Origin of the sequence: Shewanella sp. DNRA4, assembly GCF_012843185.1 — a bacterium.
Taxonomy (GTDB): Bacteria; Pseudomonadota; Gammaproteobacteria; order Enterobacterales; family Shewanellaceae; genus Shewanella; species Shewanella xiamenensis.
Genome location: NZ_JABAIP010000002.1, coordinates 169,957 through 189,940 on the forward strand (window position 1 = coordinate 169,957; position 19,984 = coordinate 189,940).

Here is a 19,984-nt window from a genome sequence, read left to right on the forward strand (position 1 = left end):
AAGGCTTGAATAATCCCGTTAGTGTACACACTTTCAATTGTGGTGGCTAACAAGTAACATAAGTCTCCTCATTTTATGACTATGGCCTTAGGAGTCCCCGCCGAGATGGCTGATTTAGACCAAGTATTAGCAGAAATTAGACGTGGTACCGACGAGATCCTACTCGAATCGGATCTGCTGGAAAAACTCAAAGAAGGACGTCCACTTCGTATCAAGTTAGGCGCAGATCCTACCGCACCGGATATCCATCTTGGACACACAGTAATTTTAAATAAGTTAAGATTATTCCAAGAGTTAGGTCATGAGGTCATTTTCTTAATTGGTGACTTTACCGGTATGGTGGGTGATCCAAGTGGTAAAAATAGTACCCGTCCACCGCTTACCCGTGAGCAAGTGTTAGCCAATGCCGAGACCTATAAAGAGCAGGTCTATAAAATCCTTGATCCTGCAAAAACGCGTATCGAGTTCAACTCGAGCTGGTTAGAGCTATTAGGTGCGGCTGGGATGATTCGTTTAGCCTCGCAGCAAACTGTTGCTCGTATGATGGAACGTGATGACTTTAAGAAGCGTTATGCATCGGGTCAATCAATCGCTATCCACGAATTTATGTATCCGCTACTGCAAGGATATGACTCTGTAGCTCTCAAGGCCGACGTTGAATTAGGGGGGACTGACCAGAAGTTCAACCTATTAATGGGTCGTGAGTTACAGAAAGCCGAAGGCCAAAAACCACAAGCTGTGATTATGATGCCACTGCTTGAAGGTTTAGATGGTGTGAAGAAAATGTCTAAATCGGCGCACAACTACATTGGTGTGAGTGAGCCCGCCAATGAAATGTTCGGCAAGATCATGTCGATTTCTGACGAATTAATGTGGCGCTACTTTGAGTTGCTGTCATTCCGTCCTTTGGCCGAGATTGAACAGTTCAAACAAGATATCGCCAACGGTGCTAACCCTCGTGATACCAAGATTGCACTCGCGAAGGAAATCATTGCGCGCTTCCACGACGAAGCCGCCGCTGAAAGTGCCCATCAAGCCTTTATCGACCGTTTCCAAAAGGGTGCTATCCCTGATGATATCCCAGAGGTTGAACTAGCGGCGGGTGAAGGCTTAGCGATTGCTAACTTACTTAAAGATGCCGACTTAGTCGGTTCGACTTCCGATGCGATGCGTATGATCAAGCAAGGCGCGGTGAAGATGGATGGTGAGAAGGTTGACGATAGCCGTATGACCTTAAGCGCTGGCACGGTTGCCGTATTCCAAGTCGGTAAGCGTAAGTTCGCGAAAGTGACTCTGGTTTAAGCTGAATCGGATGTCACCATGTGACTACAGCCAGTGAGTGCTTAAACGGTTAATAAGTACTTACCAAGCAGTAAAAAGAGCGCCTAAGGGCGCTCTTTTTATATCTGCATTTTATCTGGTGCTGGCTACATGTGAGATGCAGGCTTAAGGTGCCGTACTGGCCTCATGTTCACCAATATTACATCTGTCGGTGCCAAAATGCTGGCCATCACGACACTTCCAAGCTAGTTGAGCTGAATCGACCTGCCAGCGTTGGGCATCTTTTTTGAGTGATAAAATCAACAGCATTTGTGGATGTTGTTTAGATATTTCACTCACTTGATAGGTCAATATTCCATACTTTGTCGGCTGGGTCCGAACTAGGGTGAACTTTTGCCCCGCGTATTGGTTACTTATGCTTTGGGGATCTTCACTCCAAGCTTGATGTTGTGCTTGGGCAATACGCAGTTGTTGATTGAAATGGCTTACAGGTTGCACCGCATAGGAAACAATAATCGGCTGCTGCGCCTGTGCGTTGGGCACAAGTATCAAAGCATTTAGGGCGAGCAGGGCAATCAGTCCAAAAAACTTCATACAAACCTCATTGAAACTAAACGAACGAATTAGGCATTCAGCGCCATGGTTCGGTCGCATGACTCATTGTAGATTTCGACTCATTTTTAGGGCTCAAGTTTCAATCAAAGCGAAATTTTGTGATTATTGCATCGCTAATTGGTCTGACATGGTCTGATAGTCAATCAGATCCACATGCTCTGCGACTCTATGGTTGCGCATATCAAGTTTAAGGCTAGTCACGCCAGGGATAGCGACATCAATGATTTTGCCGGGCTTACCAAATTGCTCCCCAGGCCCCTTAAAGTGATAGTTACCAATCATCACCACTAATGAGCCCGCGTTATACATATGCTCGATATTAAAATCATATTCGAGCACTCCCTCATGGGCGCGCTCGAAAAAGTCGATAATAAAACGACCACCCGTGTATTTACGATTGGCAGTTTTATCGAAGAAAATACTATCGCGGTTATAGAATTTGCCGAGTGTTTTATAGTCGTGTTCAGTGAGCGCGTTCATATATTTGATGGCTAACTGTTGTTCCGCAGGCATTTCCCCTGAGTTTGCATGTACAGACACAGGAAACAGCGCCGGAATAAACATAAGGCAGACTAAAAGACACAATATTCGCAAACTATTCCCTCTTGGTTTTGAGATCAAAGGCGGGTAACGACAAATGCCATTTGATGGCGCATAGGCGGATCATTAATGCACTGGTCATGGCTAAAACCAGTGCCGTTTTTTCGCCCATACCCAAGGCTAAGCTTACGGTATAACCAATACCGCCGATAATTGAGGCCGTGGCATAGATTTCAGTGCGCAACACCATAGGGATTTGTCGGCACAGTAAGTCTCGAATAATGCCTCCTCCTACGCCCGTGATCAAGCCCATCACGACGGCAATCATGCCACTTAGCCCCATATTGAGGGCTTTTTCTGCACCAATCACAGTGAACAGGGCTAAACCTAAGGCATCAGCTACGGGGAGCGTATACTCCGGCATCTTGCGTGGTCGGCGTACTAACAGCAAACAAGCTAGGACAGTGGCGAGTATGACTATGATGTAGTTCGGGTCGCGTATCCAAAACACGGGTGTGGCACCAATCAGCGCATCACGGATACTGCCACCACCTACAGCAGTGACCGATGCGAGCACTATCACCCCAAAGGGGTCCATGCGATGACGTCCTGCTGCTAAGGCGCCGGAAAGGGCAAATACTGCTGTGCCACATAAATCGAAGAAGTAAATCCAATAGTTCATTTACTCATCTCTTTGATATGGATATTCAGCGCATCCACAGAAATACGAATTTCAATGACAGATAAAATCAGTGAATAAAGTAAGAGTAACAAACTGGCACCGAAGATCACCGAGCCCGTCTTATTAAAACCGATATAGATGAAAATCATACAGAGCACACACAGGGCAAAGCTGGATACGCCCGCCTCCTGCATGCGGCGAATAATCCGGATCCGCTGGCTTAAGTTTTTAATCTGATCCTTATGCACGGGTTTGTCGCCGTTACTGAGCTGACGGATCAGCGCGGCCAGCGCAAAGAAGCGGTTGGTATAGGCGAGTAATAGCAGTGAGATTGCCGGAAATAGCAAGGCGGGAGTTGTTAATGAAACATGCATGTTTTCGAACAAGATAGTCAGCCTTTAACCTAATGTTAAGATTAAAGGCATCATATCACAGGGTTTGTAGCCAGCGTAAACCCGCCCAAATGATGGGAAGAAAGGTGATAAAGCTAAACCAGATAGCGCAGGCCCGTGAGGCGAGTTTTACCGCGGGGGCTATCATCTCTTGGTGCGGCTGCGGGCCATAGACTATCTTAGCCACATCAATGCGTTGCCCCGAAAACTTCTGCGGTCCACCCAATTCAATGCGTAAAATATTCGCCACTAAGGACACGCTCATCACATAACCCCGCAGGGCTGGATGATTTTTAGAGGTGCGAAACAGCAATGCTAAGGCCTTGGGGCCGCCTTGAATCGCAATCGACAGGCTCCATAACCAGGCAGGAATAGTTAGTAATACAGTTGAGATAATATTCACAGTGCTGCAAAAATGCTGATATTTAGGTTGTATAGGTGGCCAGCTGAGCTCGAGTTGTTTAATCATTCTGACCGCCAGCACCATAGGCGCGCCCGCGATCGCAAAGAAGAAGATAGTCGAAGCCGTGCCGTAAATTGGCGCTGTAGCCAATTTTTCAATCGTCGCTTTGGTTAAGCCCACTTCCGATAGGTTATCCGTATCACGGACAACCCACGGCTGTAATAGCTTTTTTGCGCTGGCATTATCCTCGCGTTTTAATGCCTTAGCGATTTCGTCGGCGACTTGGCTAAAGCCTGCATCACTCAAACACAGATACAGAACTAAAAACTCAAAAAACCAAGGGAAGGCCGCGAGCTCGAGCAAAAAGGTAATAATCGCCCAAAAAGGAAACACTAAGAGCAGCATGGCCAAAAAGCCAGCCGTTGCTTGCTGGCTTGGTGAGCGCTCAGAGCGGTTTACTTTAGCGGCGAGTTGTTTAGCTAAGTGACTAAACCAAATCAGCGGCTGCATTTCCCTTGGCAATGGCGCTAAACGTGCCAGTAGTAAAGCAAAGAAAAGTACCAAGAAGCCCTCAAACAAAGCGCCATCAATTTCGACAAGTTGTTGATAAAAAGAACTGTGCATCAGGTACTTTCCGCAATCATGCTTTAGCCAATTACTTTACTGAGTTTGGATCTAATTGCTCAAGCAGTAACATCACCATCAATGCTGAATGGTAGCCTGCCTTCACAATGTAAGAGTCAAAGTCGACGGGGGAGTCGTTGTTGGCGTTGTCAGAGAGCGAGCGAATCACCACAAATGGCACGCCAAACTGGTGGCACACTTGAGCAATTGCCGCGCCTTCCATCTCACAGGCCGCCATGGTTGGGAAATGCTCCAACATGGTCTTGGTACGTACTGGGTCGCAAATAAAGCTATCGCCAGTACAGATTAAGCCTTCAATCGCTTTCACTTCGCCTAATTGTGCGATGGCCTTATTAGCCGCTTCTACTAAGTATGGCGCCGGAATAAATGCCGCAGGTTGCTGCGCCATTTGGCCAATTTCGTAACCAAATGCGGTGACATCCACGTCGTGGTGGCGCACTTCGGATGAAATCACGATATCGCCAATCGACAGTGAATCGACAAAACCACCCGCAGAACCTGTGTTGATCACCGCATCGGGGGCGTATTTTTCAATCAGCAGTGTGGTGGCGATACTGGCGGCAACTTTACCAATACCAGAGCGGGTGACTACAACGTCTTTGCCCGCTAAGGTGCCAGCGATAAATTCAACACCTGCAATCGTTTGCGAAGAGGCGTTTGTCATAGCCGCAATAAGATGGGCAACTTCTGGCTCCATTGCGCCAATAATACCAATTTTCATGGGAGACCCTTTTGATTCAACTGAATGTGTGATGCCACTAAAAGAGTGGGATAACAGAATGGCGGCTAATATACCACAGTTATGCTTTGGCGTTATTGTGGGATTGCGATTGCTTGATAGGGATAATGTTAAACGGCGAATGGGTAAAAAAATGCGCACCCTAAGGTGCGCCAAAATTCACAAGCAAATGGTGGACTCGTGGGTACGAGTCCTAGACTCACAGCTACAGCGGTACAATAAAAAACCATTAATCTAAGTAGTTAAGAATGCCTTGCGCGGCATCACGTCCTTCGGCAATTGCGGTCACAACTAGATCCGAGCCACGGACCATATCGCCGCCAGCAAATACCTTTGGATTGGTGGTTTGGAATGGGTTGTCGGCCTGTTTACTGGCTTTTACTCGGCCCCATTGGTCGAGTTCAATGCCGTAATCGGCAAACCAAGGCGCTGGGCTAGGTTGGAAACCGAAGGCGATAATTACCGCATCGGCGTCGAGTAGCTGTTCACTGCCTTCAATCGCTTCGGCACGTTGACGGCCACTCGCATCGGCTTTACCCATTTGAGTTTCAACGCATTCGACACCCACCACTTTGCCATCCTGGGTTTTAATCGCCACGGGTTGACGGTTAAACAGGAAGTTCACTCCCTCTTCACGGGCGTTTTGCACTTCGCGGCGAGAACCCGGCATGTTGGCTTCGTCACGGCGATAGGCACAAATCACGCTGCTAGCCCCTTGGCGCACGGCGGTGCGAACACAGTCCATGGCGGTATCTCCACCACCTAAGACCACCACGCGCTTACCGGCAAGGTTAAGGTAAGGCGTATCAGGGCTTGTGCTGCCCATCAGGTGTTGGGTATTGCCAATCAAGTAGGGCAGGGCTTGGTACACGCCTTGCGCATCTTCGCCTTCAAGGCCCGCTTTCATGGCGGTGTAGGTTCCCATGCCTAGGAATACCGCATCGTATTCCTCAAGCAGTTGGTTAAAGGCGACATCTTTGCCCACAGTTACGCCCAGTTTGAACTCGATGCCCATGCCTTCTAACACAGTGCGGCGAGTTGCCATCACGGCTTTATCCAGTTTAAAAGCGGGAATACCGTAGGTCAGCAGGCCACCAATCTGGGGATATTTATCAAACACCACAGCCTTAACCCCATTACGGGCAAGAATATCGGCGCAGCCTAAGCCAGCTGGACCTGCGCCCACAATCGCCACTTTTTCTTTACGGGGCGTGACCTTGCTCATATCCGGACGCCAGCCTTGGGCGATGGCGGTATCGGTAATGTATTTCTCCACATTACCAATAGTCACGGCGCCAAAGTCGGCGTTTAGGGTACAAGCCCCTTCACAGAGTCTGTCCTGTGGACAGACGCGGCCGCAGATCTCGGGCAGGGTATTGGTCTCATGGACTAAGTCCGCCGCCTCCATGATCCGGCCCTGTTGCGCCAGTTTCAGCCAGTTGGGAATATAGTTGTGCAGCGGGCATTTCCACTCACAATAAGGGTTACCGCAATCGAGACAACGGTCCGCTTGTTCACTCACCTGTGCTTGTGCAAAGGGCTGATAAATCTCAATAAACTGAGTCGAACGCTTTGCCGCAGGGTGTTTAGTTGGATCTTTACGACCCACTTCAATAAATTGAAAATCGTTACTCATCTGCTATTACCCCCGCTTTTACTGCCAGTTCCGGGCTCGATTGCTCTAATTTGAGCAGATCTGCAACGGCGATATTTTTCGGTTTCACTAATACAAAGCAATCTAACCAGTTGGCAAAGTCGCTTAAGATCATCTTCGCGTGCTCACTGCCAGTCTCGGCCACATGCTCCTCAATCAAGCCTTTTAAATGTTGCTGATGAATAGCCGATTCGAGCTTTTGGGTGTCTACCAGTTCGCTATTGACGCGGCGATTAAAGCGGCCAAATTGGTCGAAAACATAGGCAAAGCCGCCCGTCATCCCTGCGCCGAAGTTGACCCCGGTTTTGCCGAGCACAACTACAATACCGCTGGTCATGTATTCGCAGCCGTTATCGCCTAAGCCTTCAACTACGGCAATGGCGCCCGAGTTACGTACCGCAAAGCGTTCACCCGCTTGACCCGCGGCGAAGAAGCGTCCGCCAGTCGCACCATACAGACAAGTGTTACCGACAATCGCGCTGCGCTCGCTCTGGAATGGGCTACCCAGCGGTGGATAAATCACAATCTTGCCGCCCGACATGCCTTTACCGACGTAGTCGTTGGCATCACCGCAGAGCTTGAGTTCAAGGCCTGGGCTATTCCATACCCCAAAGCTTTGGCCGGCACTGCCGTTAAAGCTGAGTTTTATCGGTGCCTTAGTGCCTTTAACACCAAGGGTGGTCGCGATATAGCCCGATAGGCGTGCGCCCACTGAGCGGTCAGTGTTGTTGATACTGTAAGCGGCATCGAAACTCTCGCCCTTATCGACCGCACTCTGGCACTCGTTGAGCAAATGTTGGTTGAGTAAGCCTAAATCTGCTGGTGGATTGGTTTCCTTCCAGGTGCGCGAGGTGCTGGCTCTGACCTTCGGCTGATACAGGATCGGCGCTAAATCGAGTCCGCGTTGTTTATCGGTCTGGCCTTCTAAGGTATGTAGCCACTCACTGCGGCCCACTAAGTCTTCGAACTTGCTGACCCCTAGGGTTGCCATCCATTCGCGCACTTCCTCGGCGACAAACTCAAAGTAAGTTATCACTCGCTCTGGTAAGCCGTGGTAGTGGTTATCGCGCAGTTTCTTGTCCTGAGTTGCGACACCAGTAGCGCAGTTGTTCAGGTGGCAAATACGCAGGTACTTACAACCTAGGGCAATCATAGGCACAGTCCCGAAGCCAAAGCTCTCGGCGCCGAGTAAGGCTGCCTTGATGACGTCGGTTCCGGTTTTTAGGCCGCCATCGACTTGCAAGCGGATCTTATGGCGCAGGCCATTTTCCACCAGAGATTGATGCACTTCGGCAAGGCCGAGTTCCCATGGGCTGCCGGCGTATTTCACCGAGGTGATAGGGCTCGCGCCCGTGCCACCATCGTAGCCAGAAATAGTGATCATATCGGCATAGGCTTTTGCCACTCCAGTGGCGATAGTGCCGACACCGGGCTCAGACACTAACTTCACGGAGATCAGTGCTTTGGTATTGATTTGTTTTAAATCGAAAATCAGCTGGGCTAAGTCTTCGATAGAGTAAATATCATGGTGTGGTGGTGGTGAAATTAGTGTTACACCGGGACGCGCGTGGCGCAGCCCTGCAATTTCCACACTCACCTTATGGCCTGGCAATTGGCCGCCTTCACCGGGTTTTGCACCCTGGGCCACTTTAATCTGCAACACATCGGCATTGACTAGGTAATGGGCGGTTACGCCAAAACGTGCCGAGGCAATTTGTTTTATTGCCGAGTTACGCTCGGTGTTAAAGCGGCGAGCATCCTCACCACCTTCACCCGAGTTAGAGCGGCCACCTAAACGGTTCATTGCAATGGCTAATGCTTCATGAGCCTCGGGGCTTAAGGCACCGATACTCATGGCCGCACTGTCAAAACGTGGGAACAAGTGGCTAGCAGCTTCGACCTTATCCAGTTCAATTGCAGCTTGGTCAGCCTTAATGCCAATCAAATCCCTTAGGGTGGCAACTGGACGGTTATCGACTAATTCGGCAAACTTCTTATAGGTCGCAAAATTTTTGTCGATTAAGGATGCCTGCAATGTGTTGACCACATCAGGGTTGAAGCAGTGGTACTCACCGCCATCCACGTATTTGAGTAAACCGCCTTGTGGCAGCGGCACATGGGCGCGGTAAGCGGCCTTGTGCAGTAGTGCTTGATCGTTGGCGATATCCTCAAAGCTTGCGCCTTCTATACGGCTCACCACACCTTTAAAGCACAGTTCAATCACATCACTGGCGATACCAATGGCTTCAAACTGCTGGCTACAACGGTAGGAGCCGACGGTGCTGATCCCCATCTTCGACATGATCTTACGTAGACCCTTCTCGATGCCGTAACGGAAGTTGAGCATCAAGGCTGTGGTATCGGTCAGTCCATGACGTTTAGCCAGATCTGAGATTGATTCATACACTAAATAGGGATAAATCGCCGTGGCGCCAAAGCCGAGTAGCACTGCAAAGTGGTGCGGATCTCGCGCCGAGGCGGTCTCAACAATGATGTTGGTATCGCAGCGCAGGCTCTTACTCACCAGCATTTGTTGCACCGCGCCCACCGCCATGGCTGCTGGAATCACCTGCGCCGATTTATCAATCGCACGGTCGGATAAAATCAGCAGCGTAGTGCCACTGCGGGCTAAACGCTCGGCTTCCGAGGTGATGCGGCGAATCGCCTGTTCTAAGCCTTCCTTCGGATCGTAGTTTAAATCGACGATATTGGCGCGATAGTAAGTGCTATCTAATCCGAGTAGTTGATTGAAATCACTGAATAATAATATCGGTGAGTTGAACATCACTCGATAGGCATGGCCAGTCGTTTCGTTGAAGAGGTTTTGTTCGCGGCCAATACAGGTCGCCAGAGACATCACGTGCTTTTCACGCAATGGATCGATAGGCGGGTTAGTGACTTGAGCGAATTTTTGCCTGAAATAGTCATAGAGCGAGCGTGACTTTTTCGACAATACGGCCATTGGCGTATCATCGCCCATGGAGCCTGTCGCTTCTTCGCCTTGTTTTGCCAGTACCCAAATCACTTGTTCAAGCTCTTCGCGGGTGTAACCAAACTGCTTTTGGTATTGCAGTAGTTGCTCAGGACTTAATTCACTGGCGCCATGTTGCTCTGTCGTTAGCTGCTCGGCAGGAATTAAAGTACGACTGTTTTTCGCCATCCATTCTTTGTAGGGGTGGCGACGCTTAAGATCGTTATCGATTTCGAATGACTGATATAACCGGCCATTTAATGTATCTAACACTAACAGCTCGCCAGGGCCGACACGGCCTTTTTCAATCACTTCATCGGCGGCGTAGTCCCAAATGCCGACTTCTGAGGCAAGGGTTAAGATACGATCTTTGGTGATCACATAACGAGATGGGCGCAGACCGTTACGATCGACCGCGCAAGCGGCGTGGCGGCCGTTGGTCATTACGATACCCGCAGGACCATCCCATGGCTCCATATGCATGGAGTTAAAGTCATAGAAGGCTTTTAGCTCGTCATCCATCTCAGGATTACTTTGCCATGCTGGCGGGATCAGCAAACGCATGGCGCGGTATAAGTCCATCCCGCCAGAGAGCAGCATCTCGAGCATATTGTCGAGGGAGGAGGAGTCAGAACCCGTTTCATTCACAAACGGCGCCGCCTGCTGTAAGTCAGGCAGCAGCGGCGAATTAAATTTATAGGCACGGGCACGGGCCCATTGGCGGTTACCGGTAATCGTATTGATCTCGCCGTTATGGGCAAGATACCTAAAGGGCTGAGCGAGTGGCCATTTAGGTGACGTATTGGTTGAAAAGCGTTGATGGAATAAACAAATAGAGCTCTTCAAACGGATGTCGGCAAGGTCGGGATAGAATGCGGGCAGGTCGGCTGGCATCATCAAGCCTTTGTAGACGATGACTTGGCCAGAAAGGCTTGCGACATAAAAGTCTTTATCGTCAGTAATTTGCTGCTCTAAACGGCGGCGAGCCATGTAGAGACGGCGCTCAAGATCTTTCTCACGCCAGCCAATCGGGGCGTTAATCAGCACTTGATAGATTTGCGGCAGGCTCGATTTACCAATCTCACCCAATACCTCAGGATTGATAGGGACTTTACGCCAACCAGCGATACTTAATGTTTCACGCTCCAGTTCGCGTTCGAGGATGAATTTAGCTTGGTCGGCTAATTCCTCATCTTGGCTTAAAAACAACATGCCTACAGCGAATTTGCGGCTCAAGTGCCAGTCATTTTCTGCGGCTACGGCCTCAAAGAATTGCAATGGTAGCTGCATCAATAAACCACAGCCGTCCCCAGTTCGACCATCAGAGGCGATACCGCCACGGTGTTTCATGCGATCAAGGCCATGGATGGCTGTGCGCACGATACGATGACTGGCTTCGCCATCCATTTGTGCAATCAAGCCAAAACCACAATTGTCCCGCTCAAAACTGGGATGATATAAGCTCATACAAAAACCTCCCTTGACCTCAACGAAATTACTACTCGGGAGAAATGTAAAGACTTTCTATAGATATGCACCCGAACCACCCAAATTATCCTGAGATTAACTAAAGGTCAAACCAAAAATTTGCATAAAATATGGGTATTAATTCATGTTTCATACACAAAACACAATTGCTTGACGTTAACGTTAACTGATTAAAGTGTTGTATAACATTATGAATAAAAAGAATTTTAAAAAATGAAAAACGATAGGGTTACTAAAATGTAACATTGGCGCGGATTGTTTTTGATTTAGAAATAGTGATTTTTATTGCAAATACAGTGCTTGTATAAAAATATGAAATAAGTGAATTGTTATTCTGTTTGGTTGTGAATGCTATCACAGAATGTAAAGGCACTGTGAGGGGCGGCTCAGGTTTTTAGCTTGGATATGGTGAATATTATGAGAGTTTGATTTACCGCCAAGAAAAGTGTGCTCGCTTTGTTTATCATGAGTTTTTTCGTCTATCTACACATCATTATTTCTTCTTTCTTGTGATTTTATCTTGGTTATTTTTAATGAAACGACATGAAATATGGCAGGCGAGCTAATGGGACTCGATGCATACGTAAACACATTTGGTGCTGTTTGTAAGGCTAAATACGGTGAGCGATTACGCAAGCTCACCATAGATGCCAAATTCACTTGTCCTAACCGTGACGGCACGCTTGGACGTGGTGGTTGTACCTTTTGCAATGTGGCGTCCTTTAGTTATCAGCAAACGGAAACGCTCAGCATCAGTGAGCAGCTAGAACAAGGGAAAGCCCGTTATAAAGAGGCGAAACCCAAGCTGAATGCGGATAAGTTTATTGCTTATTTTCAGGCTTATACGAGCACTTATGATGAGTATCAAGTGCTGATGGCTAAATACGATGAGGCGGTCAAAGACAGTGAGATTGTGGGCCTGTGTGTTGGTACTCGTCCCGACTGTGTGCCAGATAATGTATTAGATTTATTAGTGAGTTATCAGCAAAAGGGCGTCGATGTCTGGTTGGAGCTTGGATTGCAAACCGCCAATGATAGGACTTTGCATAAGATTAACCGTGGGCACGATTTTGCCTGTTATTGCGATACCGTTTTGCGGGCGAGAAGTCGAGGATTAAAGGTGTGTACTCACCTTATCTTAGGTTTACCCGGTGAGACTCGTCTCGATTACATGGCGACCCTTCAGGCCGTGCTGACGCAGGGCGTAGATGGTTTAAAGCTTCATCCATTACATGTGGTTGAGGGCAGTACTATGGCAAAAGCTTGGCGTGCAGGGCGCTTACCTTTGCTCAGTATTGAGGAGTATGCGGCTTGTGTCGGCGAACTGGTTCGACATACACCGAAAGAGGTGATCTTTCATCGGGTGACCGCCTATGCGAAAAAACCGATACTGCTGGCACCCGATTGGTGTGGTTATCGTTGGAATGGCTTAGTGGCGATTGTTGAGGATCTTGCGAGTAAGGGTGGACAAGGGGCGGCATTAGCGCGACCATAATGTCCATATTTGCTGAATGGATTCATTTGGTAATTTTTTATCGCTAATAGTATTTGATATAGTTGATTTTTTGTTAATAAAAACATCTTTTGACCACAAATGCTGCTATAAGTTGCACTGACAATTTTAGTGGGTATCATGTCATAAATTTGTTTTAAGCATTGGACTACTTAAGGGAGGCCTAGATGGCCACAGTTGAATTAGAGACAATTCTAGATCTCAATACGTTAGAACAGTATTGCAGCGCGATTGGTGCCGGTACTTTGCTAAAGAGCGTGGTATTATTTGAGCAATTAATGCCTGAATATGTTGGGAATCTAGTAAAGGCTAACGAAGCTGCTGACAAGGACACTTTATGTTCTGAGGCCCACAAATTTAAAGGTGCAGCGGGTTCAGTTGGTTTAAAACGTATTCAGCAAATTGCCCAATTACTGCAGCATGGCGAAGAAGCGCGTTGGGAAGTTGAACATGCAACTTGGGTCGCGCAAATTGTTGAATTTGCGAGTGCCGATCTGCAGCAATTAAAGCAATTCTTACAGGCTAAAGCCTAGTTTGGTTTGCGAGGTGCGGCGTAAAGGTTGCACCTCGATAACTTCTTCCTTCTCGTTTTATCCCCTCTTTTGCTTTTCCCTCCGGTATTCTGAGTCGCCTCAAGCGTTTTACCTTGATTGAAAATCGATTTTGCTCACACTATTGAGTAATTTAGCCGCGTTTTAGTTGATAACTTATGCTAGAGTTGATTAAATTTATTAATTCATAACCGTAGTGGCAATCGATAAAATGAAAAATTTACCTAGCCTTAAGAATCTATATTACTTGGTGAATCTTCATCAAGAGCAGAATTTTAATCGCGCCGCTAAGGTGTGTTTTGTCAGCCAATCGACTCTGTCAAGCGGCATTCAGAATCTTGAAGAACAGCTTGGCCACCAGTTAATTGAACGGGATCACAAGTCTTTTATGTTCACCGCTATTGGTGAGGAAGTGGTGCAACGTTCTCGCAAAATTCTCACGGATGTAGATGATTTAGTTGAATTGGTTAAAAACCAAGGTGAGCCTATGACGGGGGATATCCGCTTAGGTTGTATTCCTACCATTGCTCCATTTTTACTCAGCCGCGTTGTCAAACAGTGCCAACACGCTTATCCCGCGATGAGCCTATTACTCAAAGAGGATACAACAGAGCGCTTACTCGATGCGTTGGGTAAAGGGGAGTTAGATATACTCATTCTTGCTCTACCCGTTGATACCAGTGGCTACCACAGCATGAAGGTTGGTATTGATCCCTTTAAGATGGTGATCCACAAAGATTTAGTGGGTGGAATTCATCAGCCGATCGATTATCAGACATTACCTGATGAGAGTATTTTTCTGTTGCAGAGCGAGCATTGTATTACTGGCCATGCCATTACTGCTTGTCAGTTGGGCGACAGTGCTAAAGTCAATCCTTTTGCTGCCACGAGTCTGCATACCTTAGTACAAATGGTAAATAGCAAACTGGGCACAACGTTCTTACCGCAAATGGCGATTGATGCAGGGATCTTGAATGATACCGATCTGGTGGTCATGACTCCACCAGGTGAAGCGCCATATCGCGATATCGGTTTAGTATGGCGACAAACAACCAGCCGAATTTTAACTTTCCGTACGCTAGGTTTATTGATCCAAAAATTGTTAGCTAACGAAACCGCATAATCACTGAGTATTTTTGCTTTTGGTGAGGTTTATAAAGGGGAAACACCAAACACTTCAATCGAGTGTTGTTTCCCTTTTAATTTAATTGGGCCCAGATTAGTCAAACGATACTCACTGTTAGGATTATCGAGTCGTCCCGCTAAGGCGCCAGAGATCAACATACGCTGTCCTAAGGGATTACATTGATCCTGCAGTCTCGCTAACGTATTTAGCACATCACTAAAGAAGCTAATTTCTTGTTTTTGAACACCAACAACTGCTGCAACGACTTGCCCACAGTGAGCTGCCGCTTTAAATTTAGGCACAAAACCATAGTGTTCTTCAAAGTAACGTCTCTGCCAATTTAATTGCTGGCTAAATTCAAAATAGATATTCATGCAGCGGTCGTGCACAACACCTTCCTCTAAGGGCCAATGGATTAATACAGCATCACCCATATAGCGGTAGATTTCAGCTTCGTTATTACTCACAGTATCTGAAAGTAAGCTAAAACTATCTTGGATTAGGCGACTAAAGCGATAATCGCCAAGGGATTCAGCGTGAGTTGTTGAGGCGACCATATCTAAGTAAAGAAATAAACGCTGTTCGTATCTTGGCTTATGGTATTTACCTAAACCAATATTGAGTAAAATACGTGGCCCAACTAAAAGCCCCATCTGCTCAACAAAGGCTAAGCTCACTCGTACTACGACTAAATAAACAATTAAGGCTTGGAATGAGGGACTATAGAGAATATGCGCCGTAAGCATTTGTCTAAGGGTCGACATGTGATTTTCAATGGCCCACATATTTAGAAATTGGGTCATATAAGCTAAGGTTGTTGCACCCAATAACAGGAACAATCCTTTAAAAATGACTGAGAAGATATAAGGTAGGCGATTGATAGCGCTAAAATCAGCTATCAGATTGGACATCCAGTGTAAGCTGCCAAAAATAATCCCCATATAGACGGCGAGTGTCGCGAGATCAGCCGAACCTACAGCCCATTGCGGCAGTTCTGGTGATTGGGCATATCGAAAAAACACGAATGCAGCCATGGCTATCGCCCAAGCTAATATCGCAAAAAGAAGTTTTTTCGCTTGTCTACGAGTTCTCACAACGGGTTTTGTATCCGAATACGGCCATATATTTCAGGATGCCGTAGTTTATAGAAAATCATCACTAGAGTGCCAGTGATATTTGTGATCTGGATCAATACAACGCTATATAGCTACGAAAATTTAACCAAACACTTTATTTAATATCATTGCTGTAAAGGCGGTCTTGAGATAAAAACCGCGAGGATTGGTCATTTTGAGGCTGCCATCCTCGGCAATACTTTGAGTCAATGCCTTACTATTGGCGGCTTTAGGGCGTAATTGGAGAACTTCACCGTGCCTAGCGGTGAGATTTTCGACTTTACCAAGAGCAATCAGCTCCATGATTTCTTCCCAATCCTGTTGCAGTAATGCTTGCTCTTGTGGATCGGGCTGCCACAGTATTGGTGTGCCAACTCTGCGTTCACCCACAGGGATATGTCGCTCCCCCTCTACTGGTACCCACAGTACTCGTTGTAACTTGTGACACACTAAGCTGTCTTGCCAAGTTAATCCTTCGATATTGGTCAGCGGTGCAACACACACATAGGTGGTTTCTAGTGGTTTGCCCTGATGATCAATGGGGATAGTTTTTAGCTCTACTCCGAGGTGAAGAAAATCTTGTTCTGGTTTCGAACCTGCTATCGCACCTAATTCCATTTCAATGAGTTGTCCCACCCAACCTTTATCGCGTTTCAGATTGTCGGGGACATGAATGCCGCGATGGGCAGCAATTTGCGCCAAAGATACGCCGGCCATCATATTAGCGCGTTCGAGCAATTCGCTCAGATTTTGAGGGGGAATAATAGGTTTCATAGGCGAATTTTACTGGAAAATAACTGCTTAGCAACCAAGGTCAAAAAATGAGCATTAAAAAAAGAATAAGTGCACTGCTAGGTTTTTGTATTTAAGTGTATGATTTATATTGTTTTTATCTGGTTTTCGGCAGAGTTCAGTTAAAGTGTTCAAAGTTACTCTCGGCTTTCCCTTGCGTTTCTCACATATTTATCCACAGATATTATGGATAACTCACAATGCGTGTGCCTTTAACTGAATAAAATCTTTGAGTCAATGGTAGTAAGTGGCATTTTTAAATAGGAATGTGGGTAATTTTGGGTGTGCTCTGTGTATAACATTTAAGGATTACTCTAATTAAATAATAGAATTTATTTTAGGTTAAAAAGTGAGCATTTGTGTGTTTGGATAGATATTTTGTAAATTGTTAAGGTTTATCTTAATGATTTATAGGTTATTTTTTTGATGTGGTATGCATTGTGATGTATATTCTATTTGTTGTTTTTTGAACGATATACCTAGTTTACCCTAGTTTCAAACAGAGATATCCACAGAAAATGTGGATATCCCCTTAGATTAAGTCGATGAGTTGTTGATAAAGTAGTAAGTTGAAACTATTTATCCAAAGATAAGCTGAAAATAGAGGTTTGCTGAGAGACGGGCTTTGTGAAACAATCGCTTTATTAAAATTTATCCTTATTTGGAGTCCATGTGATTGATAGCGACGGCTTTCGCGCAAATGTGGGCATAATAATTTGTAACAGATATGGCCAAGTCATGTGGGCCAGACGGTTTGGACAACACTCATGGCAGTTTCCCCAAGGCGGTGTAGATGATGGTGAATCGGCCGAAGAGGCAATGTACCGTGAATTGTATGAGGAAGTTGGCTTAAAACCCGAGCATGTCACTATATTAACCTCGACGCGCTCTTGGCTAAGATACCGTTTACCTAAACGCTTAGTGAGACAGGACAGTAAGCCTGTGTGTATTGGCCAAAAGCAAAAGTGGTTTCTGTTACAACTAAAAAGCCAAGATAGTGCGATTAATTTAAGTTCTTCAGGCCACCCTGAGTTTGACGATTGGCGCTGGGTAAGTTATTGGTATCCGGTGCGGCAGGTTGTCTCATTTAAGCGTGATGTTTATCGTAAGGTCATGAAAGAATTTGCGGTAACGGCATTGTCATTCCAAACCCAGGAAATACCGAGGAAGCGGGTAAGACAAAAGACAACGGGCTGATTTTCAAAAGAGGATTGAAAACAGTGTTAAATACGCTCAGGGATATTACCCAAGCTGTGGCTTCTGCCCACAGCTTAGAAACCGCATTAGAAGTCCTAGTTTCATCGACCAAGGCTGCGATGGAAACCCAATGTTGCTCGGTCTATATCCTAGAGCAGCAAGAACTCGTTTTATCCGCAACCGATGGTCTCGAAAAGAGCGCTGTCGGTCGAGTGCGCATGCCTTTAACTCAGGGCTTGGTGGGCTTAGCTGCCGAGCGTGAGGAGGCGGTGAATTTAGCCGATGCACGTTTACATCCGCGCTTTAAGCTCTTTCCCGAGGTTGCAGAAGAAGAATACCGTGCCTTTTTAGCTGTCCCTATTATTTATCAAAAAGCGGTTGTGGGTGTGATTGTGGTGCAGCAAGCTAGTGCACGGCAATTTAGCGAAGGCGAAGAAGCCTTTTTAATGACCTTGGCTGCGCAGCTTGCGATGGCGATCCGAGGATTAAAACAAAAGGCGCAGGTCAGTTCACTCCATCAACAGATTTTATTCCAAGGGACATCTGCATCCAGTGGGATCGCTATTGCACACGCGTTAGTGCTCGGTGGAGAGATTTCTCTCGAACAGCCCGATGTGCGCTGCGAGGACATTGCCCTTGAATCCAGCCGTTTAGTCGCGGCAATGGGGCGTTGTAAAGAGGCGATTGGTGCGCTATCTCAGCGTTTCGACCGAGAACAGGATGAGGAGGTCGCCTCAATATTCAATGCCTTACAGTTACTACTCGATGATGCCAGCCTCGGTGGTGAATATACCCGTGAAGTACAGCAGGGCTGGGAGGCTGAATCGGCGGTGAGCCGGGTTTCGTTGCGTTATATTCAGCAGTTTTTGGCGATGGAAGATCCTTATCTCAAGGAGCGGGCCAGTGATATCCGCGATTTGGGGCAAAAGGTGCTAAGGCAATTGATTGAGCCTGAGCGATTAGAGCATGAACCTGATAAACCTGTGATTTTAGTGACGAAAGAAGCCGATGCTACAATGTTGGCTGAATTTCCTCGGCAAAAATTAGCCGGGATTGTGACCGAGCTCGGTGGCGTTAACTCCCATGCGGCGATTTTAGCGCGTGCGCTTGGTGTACCTGCGATTACAGGCGTTGAACAGTTACTTTCCGCCGATATTGATCAAAAGCTGTTAGTCGTCAATGCCAGCCGTGGGCAGCTTATGGTGTCGCCATCGCCTGCTATTGTTAGCGAATATCGCAGCCTTATCTCAGCGCAAAAAGCGTTGCAGCGCCAATACGCACAGGAGTTAGCGCTGCCCTCTGTGATGCTTGATGGCACGCGAATTAGACTCTATCTCAATGCGGGATTACTCAGTGGTGTCGCCTCGGAAATTGCCGAGGGGGCAGATGGTATCGGCTTATATCGCACTGAAATCCCCTTTATGTTGCAGCAGCGTTTTCCGAGTGAATCCGAGCAGGTAAAGGTTTATCAACAGGTACTCTCAGCGGCTTCTGGTCGCCCTGTAGTGATGAGAACCTTAGACGTTGGCGGCGATAAGCCTTTGCCGTATTTCCCGATTAAAGAAGACAATCCTTTCCTCGGTTGGCGTGGTATTCGACTATCACTGGATCACCCTGAGCTGTTTCTTGTGCAGTTAAGGGCCATGTTGCAGGCTGGCGCAGAAGGCAAGCAGTTAAGCATTTTGTTACCCATGGTCAGTAATTTAGATGAAATCGATCAAGCTCTAGCCTACTTAGAGCAGGCTTATATTGAACTCAAAAATGATGTCAACAGCAATATCGAAATGCCGCGTATTGGCATAATGCTCGAAGTGCCTGCAATGCTATATCAGTTAGATGAAGTGGCAAAGAGAGTGGATTTTGTGTCAGTTGGGAGTAACGATTTAACCCAATATTTACTCGCAGTCGATCGCAATAACCCGAGGGTTAGTTCATTATTTGACAGTTATCATCCGGGGATTTTGCGGGCCTTACATCAGGCAAGAATAGATTGTGAATATCATCATCTTGATATCAGTATCTGTGGTGAGTTGGCTGGCGAGCCCATGGGCGCGATCTTGCTTGTGGCGATGGGATACAACCAATTGAGTATGAACCAAGGCAGTTTAGCGCGAATTAACTATCTGCTGCGCCGAGTCTCTGGTGATGATTTAGCACAGCTACTCGCGCAGGCGTTAAGCCTATCTAACGGTTTCCAAGTGCGTGAGCTGGTTAAAGAATATTTTACTCAGCAAGGATTAGCCACAATTCTTAATTAACTAATCGTGCCTTTTGCTTTAA

The 19,984-nt window shown here is 46.9% G+C and carries 16 protein-coding genes; 6 read left to right on the top strand and 10 right to left on the bottom strand.

Going from position 1 to position 19,984, the window contains the following annotated elements; translation table 11 throughout:
• Positions 1-105 precede the first annotated feature (105 nt).
• Entirely contained in the window at positions 106-1,302 is a 1,197-nt protein-coding gene (gene tyrS / locus HG547_RS02705; RefSeq protein ID WP_169546948.1) for a tyrosine--tRNA ligase, read from the top strand.
• Positions 1,303-1,446: 144 nt separating this feature from the next.
• Here tyrS and HG547_RS02710 read toward each other — a convergent pair whose 3' ends face one another.
• The 8 genes from HG547_RS02710 to gltB all read right to left on the bottom strand — a co-directional run bounded on the left by HG547_RS02710 (position 1,447) and on the right by gltB (position 11,389).
• Positions 1,447-1,875 (bottom strand): hypothetical protein, encoded by a 429-nt coding sequence (locus HG547_RS02710; RefSeq protein WP_169546949.1) that lies wholly within the window; start codon positions 1,873-1,875, stop codon positions 1,447-1,449.
• 123 nt (positions 1,876-1,998) lie between these two features.
• A complete protein-coding gene (locus HG547_RS02715) occupies positions 1,999-2,490 on the bottom strand; it encodes a nuclear transport factor 2 family protein (protein ID WP_037415527.1) in 492 nt (163 codons plus the stop codon).
• A 1-nt stretch (position 2,491) separates the two neighbouring features.
• Entirely contained in the window at positions 2,492-3,118 is a 627-nt protein-coding gene (locus HG547_RS02720; RefSeq protein ID WP_169546950.1) for a trimeric intracellular cation channel family protein, read from the bottom strand.
• A complete protein-coding gene (locus HG547_RS02725; RefSeq protein WP_011623626.1) occupies positions 3,115-3,492 on the bottom strand; it encodes a DUF2721 domain-containing protein in 378 nt (125 codons plus the stop codon). The genes HG547_RS02720 and HG547_RS02725 overlap by 4 nt, the downstream gene beginning before the upstream one ends.
• A 55-nt stretch (positions 3,493-3,547) precedes the next feature.
• Positions 3,548-4,537, bottom strand: coding sequence for a cobalamin biosynthesis protein (locus HG547_RS02730; RefSeq protein ID WP_169546951.1), 990 nt, complete (start codon positions 4,535-4,537; stop codon positions 3,548-3,550).
• Between the two features lie 31 nt (positions 4,538-4,568).
• Positions 4,569-5,279 (bottom strand): 5'-methylthioadenosine/adenosylhomocysteine nucleosidase, encoded by a 711-nt coding sequence (locus tag HG547_RS02735; protein WP_144375339.1) that lies wholly within the window; start codon positions 5,277-5,279, stop codon positions 4,569-4,571.
• 247 nt (positions 5,280-5,526) lie between these two features.
• The gene (locus HG547_RS02740; protein WP_144375341.1) at positions 5,527-6,933 is read right to left on the bottom strand and encodes an FAD-dependent oxidoreductase; all 1,407 of its coding nucleotides are present in this window, start codon (positions 6,931-6,933) and stop codon (positions 5,527-5,529) included.
• The gene (gene gltB, locus HG547_RS02745; protein ID WP_169546952.1) at positions 6,926-11,389 is read right to left on the bottom strand and encodes a glutamate synthase large subunit; all 4,464 of its coding nucleotides are present in this window, start codon (positions 11,387-11,389) and stop codon (positions 6,926-6,928) included. The genes HG547_RS02740 and gltB overlap by 8 nt, the downstream gene beginning before the upstream one ends.
• 586 nt (positions 11,390-11,975) lie before the next feature.
• Here gltB and HG547_RS02750 point away from each other — a divergent pair.
• The 3 genes from HG547_RS02750 (at position 11,976) to oxyR (ending at position 14,597) form a co-directional block, all read left to right on the top strand.
• A complete protein-coding gene (locus HG547_RS02750; protein ID WP_169546953.1) occupies positions 11,976-12,905 on the top strand; it encodes a TIGR01212 family radical SAM protein in 930 nt (309 codons plus the stop codon).
• Positions 12,906-13,090: 185 nt separating this feature from the next.
• Entirely contained in the window at positions 13,091-13,456 is a 366-nt protein-coding gene (locus HG547_RS02755) for an Hpt domain-containing protein (protein ID WP_037415552.1), read from the top strand.
• A gap of 229 nt (positions 13,457-13,685) precedes the next feature.
• On the top strand, positions 13,686-14,597 hold the full coding sequence (oxyR, locus tag HG547_RS02760; protein WP_050991326.1) for a hydrogen peroxide-inducible genes transcriptional activator OxyR: 912 nt from the start codon (positions 13,686-13,688) through the stop codon (positions 14,595-14,597).
• Positions 14,598-14,626: 29 nt separating this feature from the next.
• Here oxyR and HG547_RS02765 read toward each other — a convergent pair whose 3' ends face one another.
• Positions 14,627-15,694 carry an adenylate/guanylate cyclase domain-containing protein gene (locus HG547_RS02765; RefSeq protein ID WP_037415556.1) on the bottom strand — a complete coding sequence of 356 codons (1,068 nt, stop codon included), beginning with the start codon at positions 15,692-15,694 and terminating at the stop codon, positions 14,627-14,629.
• A gap of 123 nt (positions 15,695-15,817) precedes the next feature.
• Entirely contained in the window at positions 15,818-16,489 is a 672-nt protein-coding gene (gene mutH / locus HG547_RS02770; protein WP_037415559.1) for a DNA mismatch repair endonuclease MutH, read from the bottom strand.
• Positions 16,490-17,179: 690 nt separating this feature from the next.
• Between mutH and rppH the strand changes: the two genes are divergently transcribed.
• On the top strand, positions 17,180-17,704 hold the full coding sequence (rppH, locus tag HG547_RS02775; protein WP_037415562.1) for an RNA pyrophosphohydrolase: 525 nt from the start codon (positions 17,180-17,182) through the stop codon (positions 17,702-17,704).
• A 23-nt stretch (positions 17,705-17,727) separates the two neighbouring features.
• Complete coding sequence (gene ptsP / locus HG547_RS02780) at positions 17,728-19,962, top strand: phosphoenolpyruvate--protein phosphotransferase (RefSeq protein ID WP_144375347.1); 2,235 nt, start codon at positions 17,728-17,730, stop codon at positions 19,960-19,962.
• Positions 19,963-19,984: the final 22 nt, after the last annotated feature.

Excerpts from the sequence above, each read along its gene's own strand:
- tyrS (WP_169546948.1), top strand. The coding sequence starts at position 106 with ATGGCTGATTTAGACCAAGTATTAGCAGAAATTAGACGTGGTACCGAC.
- HG547_RS02710 (WP_169546949.1), bottom strand. The coding sequence starts at position 1,875 with ATGAAGTTTTTTGGACTGATTGCCCTGCTCGCCCTAAATGCTTTGATA.
- HG547_RS02720 (WP_169546950.1), bottom strand. The coding sequence starts at position 3,118 with ATGAACTATTGGATTTACTTCTTCGATTTATGTGGCACAGCAGTATTT.
- HG547_RS02725 (WP_011623626.1), bottom strand. The coding sequence starts at position 3,492 with ATGCATGTTTCATTAACAACTCCCGCCTTGCTATTTCCGGCAATCTCA.
- HG547_RS02730 (WP_169546951.1), bottom strand. The coding sequence starts at position 4,537 with ATGCACAGTTCTTTTTATCAACAACTTGTCGAAATTGATGGCGCTTTG.
- HG547_RS02735 (WP_144375339.1), bottom strand. The coding sequence starts at position 5,279 with ATGAAAATTGGTATTATTGGCGCAATGGAGCCAGAAGTTGCCCATCTT.
- HG547_RS02740 (WP_144375341.1), bottom strand. The coding sequence starts at position 6,933 with ATGAGTAACGATTTTCAATTTATTGAAGTGGGTCGTAAAGATCCAACT.
- gltB (WP_169546952.1), bottom strand. The coding sequence starts at position 11,389 with ATGAGCTTATATCATCCCAGTTTTGAGCGGGACAATTGTGGTTTTGGC.
- HG547_RS02750 (WP_169546953.1), top strand. The coding sequence starts at position 11,976 with ATGGGACTCGATGCATACGTAAACACATTTGGTGCTGTTTGTAAGGCT.
- HG547_RS02755 (WP_037415552.1), top strand. The coding sequence starts at position 13,091 with ATGGCCACAGTTGAATTAGAGACAATTCTAGATCTCAATACGTTAGAA.
- oxyR (WP_050991326.1), top strand. The coding sequence starts at position 13,686 with ATGAAAAATTTACCTAGCCTTAAGAATCTATATTACTTGGTGAATCTT.
- mutH (WP_037415559.1), bottom strand. The coding sequence starts at position 16,489 with ATGAAACCTATTATTCCCCCTCAAAATCTGAGCGAATTGCTCGAACGC.